The following is a 5,212-nucleotide window of genomic DNA, read 5'->3' as shown; positions in this document are numbered from 1 at the left end:
CTCCCCCCACTCCCCTCCCCCCCTCAACGAGTGAATTCAATTTTGTCCGACCACTTAACTAGGAGAAAAAGATTTTGCATAGTTCATTCACACCTAACACCATATCAACAGTAGAACTCAAGCCAAGTTACAATATTCCTATTGTCTTAGTCTTGGTCGCCATTCCCGTCCTATTAGTACAACCTTGGGTGGGAGGAATATTAATGCTCTTGGGTTTGTTTTTGATGTTGCAAGCTGTAACACTGCGCTTTCTATTTACCCCTACTGATTTCGATCTTTATAGAGGCGAAAAGTTAATTAAGCGTTTTCCTTACCAAGAATGGCAAAATTGGCGAATATTCTGGAATCCGGTTCCCATTTTGTTCTATTTTAAAGAAGTGAACAGTATTCACTTTTTGCCAATTTTATTTGACCCCAAAACCTTAAAATCTTGCCTAGAAGAACGTTGTCCACGCATTGATTAGATTTTGTTTCTAGTCAATTGGATATTTCAAGAAAGATATTTTTGTGTTGCTGAGTGAAAGTATGATTTTATTTCACGCAGGGACGCTCCAGGCGCAGAGAGTAAGAGTTTGAGAGATGGAATTTTCAACTTTCATACCCCAATTCACCAACGCCGATATTTTTTGTATCATGGAAAATTTATATAGTTGTTATGAACCCAGAAGAATCTCCAACTCCAGAACCCATAAATGAGTGGTTAGAACAAATAGAAGTGCAACCCCCTACAGATGAACTACCAGAAAAACCGTCCACCGATTTACAATTAGAAACTAAAGCATCTGGTGAATTGGCAACGTCAGAAACAACAGAACTAGAAGCAGAAGATTCACTATATATACAAGCAAAACAAAGATTAGCCCAATTACAGCAAAAGTCATCAGACCTTAGCGCAGAAATTGCTAAATTGGAAACTACTTATGCCACCCTGCGGACACAAATTAGTGTAACTCAAACCGCACTCTCCCAGGTTGTCCAAGAGTCATTATCACAGTTAGAACAACGCAAACAAGCCTTACAAATTTCTGTCGAACAACTCGAACGTCGTCAAGAACGAATTCGTAATGAAATGCGGACAACCTTTGCAGGGACATCTCAAGATATAGCAATTCGGGTACAAGGTTTTAAAGACTATCTCACAGGTAGTTTACAGGATTTGGCATCAGCAGCAGAACAAATGCAACTGGTAAAACCTGCACAAGAACGGGAAAAGCCAGCGCCGAAAGAAGCTAAACCTGTGAAAGAACAAATGGCTAACGCCACGCTATCGCTATCGGAAATGCCACAACTTGGTCAACAGCAGTTTCAGGATACCACTAAAAAAATCCGGCGCTTACTTGACCAATACCGCAACCAACCAGATTATTATGGACCTCCCTGGCAATTACGCCGCACCTTTGAACCAATTCATGCAGAAAAAATCTCAAATTGGTTATTTACCCTTGGTGGACGGGGTGCTTTACGGACAATGGGTAGCCGCTTACAGAATATTTTAATTGCTTCATCGGCAATTTCGATATTACATCAATTATATGGCGATGCCTCCGGCGAGGGAAGCTATCGCGTGCGAACCCTAATTTTAGCAAACACTCCAGAACGTTTAGGTGAATGGCGACGCGGTTTACAAGATTGTTTAGGTATCGGTCGTCCCGATTTTGGACCCGACAGAGGAGTAGCATTATTTGAAGCACCGACAGCTTTAGCCCAAAAAGCCGAGAGATTAGTTAAAGCCAATCAAATGCCTTTAATTATCATTGATGATTCTGAGGAACAAATTAGTTTAACATTACTACAATTCCCTCTCTGGTTAGCTTTTGCCCCTGACCCAAAAACCATGAAAGATCGGGATTTTAACGATGATTTTTAATTAGTCATTGGTGATTTTTAATTAGTCATTGGTGATTGGTGATTGGTGATTGGTGATTGGTCATTGGTAAAACAACTGACAACTAACAACTAACAACTGACAACTGACAACTGACAACTAACAACTGACAACTGACAACTGACAACTGACAACTGACAACTGACAACTGACAACTGACAACTGACAACTGACAACTGACAACTGACAAAATTTATGTTTCTTTGGTTAAGTTTGTGTGGAGTGGTGGTTTTATTAGCTTACCTATTTGGTTCTTTCCCCACTGGATATCTAGCAGGTAAGCTATTAAAAGGAATTGATATTCGGGAAGTTGGTTCTGGTTCAACAGGTGCAACTAATGTTTTGAGAACTTTGGGTAAAGTCCCAGGGGGATTTGTGTTATTAATTGATGCTTTAAAAGGAGTATTAGCCATAAATTTAGGTTATGCCTTATTTAACATTGCTTATATTCAAAACTTAATTCCACCAACTGTAAATCCCGGAATTTGGCAACCTTATTTAGTCACATTAGCTGGTTTAGCCGCCCTTTTAGGACATAGTAAATCAATCTTTCTCGGCTTCACTGGTGGTAAATCTGTAGCTAGTGGTGTGGGAATTTTACTAGCTATAAATTGGCAAATTGGATTATCAACATTAGGAGTATTTGCAGTAGTCATTGCCATTTCTAGAATTGTATCTTTAAGTTCCATTTGTGGAGCGATCGCAGTTTCTATTTTAATGGTAATTTTCCACCAACCTTTAGCCTACATTCTTCTTGGTTTGACTGGCGGTTTATATGTAATTATCCGTCACCGCAGTAATATTGAGCGATTAATTGCGGGTACAGAACCAAAAATTGGTCAAAAGGTAGAAACACAAACAGAACAAATTACTTAGAACTTTTTGCTGGTTCGTTATTTGGGGCAACCACAGGGGGTTTGCCCCTACCTAATGGTGTCAACTTAAGCTTAAATCCCTCCCACACCTCGTTCCTAGTCTCTGACTAGGAATGCAGTTGATGAGGCTCTGCCTCTAATATCATTGATGGCAGAGCCTTCTAGAATTCATTCCCAGTCTCTGACTGGGCGTATGGACTGACTGGGCGCAGGCCCTGCGCCCCTACTCCTATTCAACAATTTTTCTTGCCTGAATTACCTGCAAACTTCCACCAGCATATAAACTAGGTTTAGCCACATCAAAACCATAATCACGTAACAAACTAGGTAAATCTGTTTTCAACAATTCCCAAGCTGTCTGGGTTTCAAACAACCAGAAAAATATCGCCAACCCCGGCCAAAATATCGGATTTGTAGGAGGGTGAAAATCCACCAAAGTGAAAACTCCTCCCGGCTTTAATACCCGATAAACCTCTTGAATGATTTTTCGGAGTTGTTCTGGCTGCATTTCGTGTAAAGCTGCGCTAGTATGTACCACATCAAACAAATTATCTGCAAAAGGCATATCCTCAGCAAATGCTTTTATATAAGTGGCATTTGGCACATTTTTCTGGCATCGTTTTATAGACAATGGAGAAGCATCCAAACCGGTGACATTTTCCGAAAAATTTACTAGAAATCTGGTTACTTGACCACTACCACAACATAAATCTAAAATCTGAGTATCTGATTGTAGGTTTAAATTTTGTAAAGCCAGTTGACGAAACCGGGGTTCACCACCCACAGTTACAGCCGCTAACCGAGAGATGCCATCATATAGCCATTGGTATCTATAACTTAAATCTCTAAAAATTGTTGCCATTGTATTTTTCCTGCCGATAAAGCTTTATATTTAATAAAGATATATTGTTAACATTAGTGAAAAATCTGTAAGGATTGGGGGAAAGTAACTGCTATGGGTCGTATAGGGGTATTATTACTTAATCTTGGTGGTCCTGATAAACCAGAAGATGTCAGACCTTTCTTATATAATCTGTTTTCAGATCCCGAAATTATCCGTTTACCGTTTCGCTGGATGCAAAAACCTCTGGCCTGGTTTATTGCTACACGCCGAGAAAAAACATCTCAAGAAAATTATAAGCAAATTGGCGGTGGTTCTCCCTTACGAAGGATTACAGAAGAACAAGGAGAAGCTATCAAGGCGAAGTTAGGTGAATTAGGACAAGAAGCTAATATCTATGTGGGAATGCGTTATTGGCATCCTTATACCGAGGAAGCGATCGCCCAACTTACCCAAGATAACATTGATAAGTTAGTAATTCTCCCACTTTATCCCCAATTTTCCATCAGCACCAGCGGTTCTAGTTTCCGGTTATTAGAACAACTATGGAAAGAAAACCCCAAACTCCAAAGTCTTGAATATACAGTCATTGCCTCTTGGTACAAAGAACCAGGTTATCTACAAGCAATGGCAGAACTCATACTTGGCGAACTTGATAAGTTTTCACATCCTGATGACGTGCATATCTTCTTCAGCGCACATGGTGTACCTAAAAGTTATGTAGAGGAAGCAGGAGATCCCTACCAAGTAGAAATTGAGGAATGCACAACCTTAATTATGCAAACTCTCAATCGTCCCAATCCCCACACCCTCGCCTATCAAAGTCGTGTTGGTCCGGTAGAATGGCTACAACCCTACACAGAAGATGCACTGAACGAACTCGGTGTTAAAGGTGTGAAAGATTTGGTAGTTGTCCCCATTAGTTTTGTTTCTGAACACATCGAAACACTGCAAGAAATTGACATTGAATATCGAGAAATAGCTGAACAAGCAGGAATACACAACTTCGGACGAGTTCCTGCCCCCAACACCAATCCAGTTTTTATCAAAGCTCTATGCGACCTGATAATTGATGTCCTGCAACAACCTAATCTCAAACTCTCTCAAGTTACCCAAATGAAAAAAAGGGTGAAAATGTATCCCCAAGAACGGTGGGAATGGGGAATCACTACCAGCGCAGAAGTTTGGAATGGTCGGATAGCCATGCTAGGTTTTATTGGGTTGATTATTGAATTAATCACTGGTAAAGGCTTACTGCACGTTATCGGACTTTTACATTAGTTGTGGTGATTCGTAATGAATGGGTCATGGGTCATGGGTAATAATTATTTCCCAAATATTTAAGGCAGTGCCTGAAACTGGGATAACTGAGGGATATAGACTGAAACTCTCTATAGAATCTCCGCGTCTTTAGACCGGAGAGTGTCAAGGACTCTTCAGAAATCCCCGCGTCTTCAGACCGGGGAAGCTTGTGCGATTCCGTTCTATAAAACTTACCCAAAATTACCAAAGTCTAGACACATCTGGACAGCGATAATCTTAGTGTTTATTTCCTGCTTCATCGTGGTCTTAGAATGACTTCTAAGAGGTTTTTCCACTCGACAGACAATC

Annotated in this window: 5 protein-coding genes; 4 read left to right on the top strand and 1 reads right to left on the bottom strand. The window is 40.4% G+C overall.

Annotated elements, in window-relative coordinates; translation table 11 throughout:
• Nucleotides 1-74 precede the first annotated feature (74 nt).
• The 3 genes from IQ228_RS20550 (at nt 75) to plsY (ending at nt 2,761) form a co-directional block, all read left to right on the top strand.
• Complete coding sequence (locus IQ228_RS20550; RefSeq protein ID WP_027402667.1) at nt 75-464, top strand: DUF3119 family protein; 390 nt, start codon at nt 75-77, stop codon at nt 462-464.
• A 191-nt stretch (nt 465-655) separates the two neighbouring features.
• Nucleotides 656-1,867, top strand: a complete 1,212-nt coding sequence (locus IQ228_RS20545; protein ID WP_193964208.1) for a DUF3086 domain-containing protein — start codon at nt 656-658, stop codon at nt 1,865-1,867.
• A gap of 213 nt (nt 1,868-2,080) precedes the next feature.
• Complete coding sequence (plsY, locus tag IQ228_RS20540; RefSeq protein WP_027402665.1) at nt 2,081-2,761, top strand: glycerol-3-phosphate 1-O-acyltransferase PlsY; 681 nt, start codon at nt 2,081-2,083, stop codon at nt 2,759-2,761.
• A gap of 228 nt (nt 2,762-2,989) precedes the next feature.
• Here the strand turns inward: plsY and IQ228_RS20535 are convergent, their stop codons facing one another.
• Nucleotides 2,990-3,622, bottom strand: coding sequence for a class I SAM-dependent methyltransferase (locus IQ228_RS20535; RefSeq protein WP_193964206.1), 633 nt, complete (start codon nt 3,620-3,622; stop codon nt 2,990-2,992).
• Nucleotides 3,623-3,715: 93 nt separating this feature from the next.
• Here IQ228_RS20535 and hemH point away from each other — a divergent pair, with 93 nt between their 5' ends.
• Nucleotides 3,716-4,882 carry a ferrochelatase gene (gene hemH, locus IQ228_RS20530; protein WP_027402663.1) on the top strand — a complete coding sequence of 389 codons (1,167 nt, stop codon included), beginning with the start codon at nt 3,716-3,718 and terminating at the stop codon, nt 4,880-4,882.
• Nucleotides 4,883-5,212 lie beyond the last annotated feature (330 nt).

Source organism: Dolichospermum sp. LEGE 00246, from assembly GCF_015207865.1.
In the GTDB taxonomy this organism is placed as follows: domain Bacteria; phylum Cyanobacteriota; class Cyanobacteriia; order Cyanobacteriales; family Nostocaceae; genus Dolichospermum; species Dolichospermum heterosporum.
This window is presented reverse-complemented; position numbering and strand designations above follow the sequence as displayed.

Coding starts and splice junctions, on each gene's coding strand:
- IQ228_RS20545 (WP_193964208.1), top strand. CDS start 656: ATGAACCCAGAAGAATCTCCAACTCCAGAACCCATAAATGAGTGGTTA.
- plsY (WP_027402665.1), top strand. CDS start 2,081: ATGTTTCTTTGGTTAAGTTTGTGTGGAGTGGTGGTTTTATTAGCTTAC.
- IQ228_RS20535 (WP_193964206.1), bottom strand. CDS start 3,622: ATGGCAACAATTTTTAGAGATTTAAGTTATAGATACCAATGGCTATAT.
- hemH (WP_027402663.1), top strand. CDS start 3,716: ATGGGTCGTATAGGGGTATTATTACTTAATCTTGGTGGTCCTGATAAA.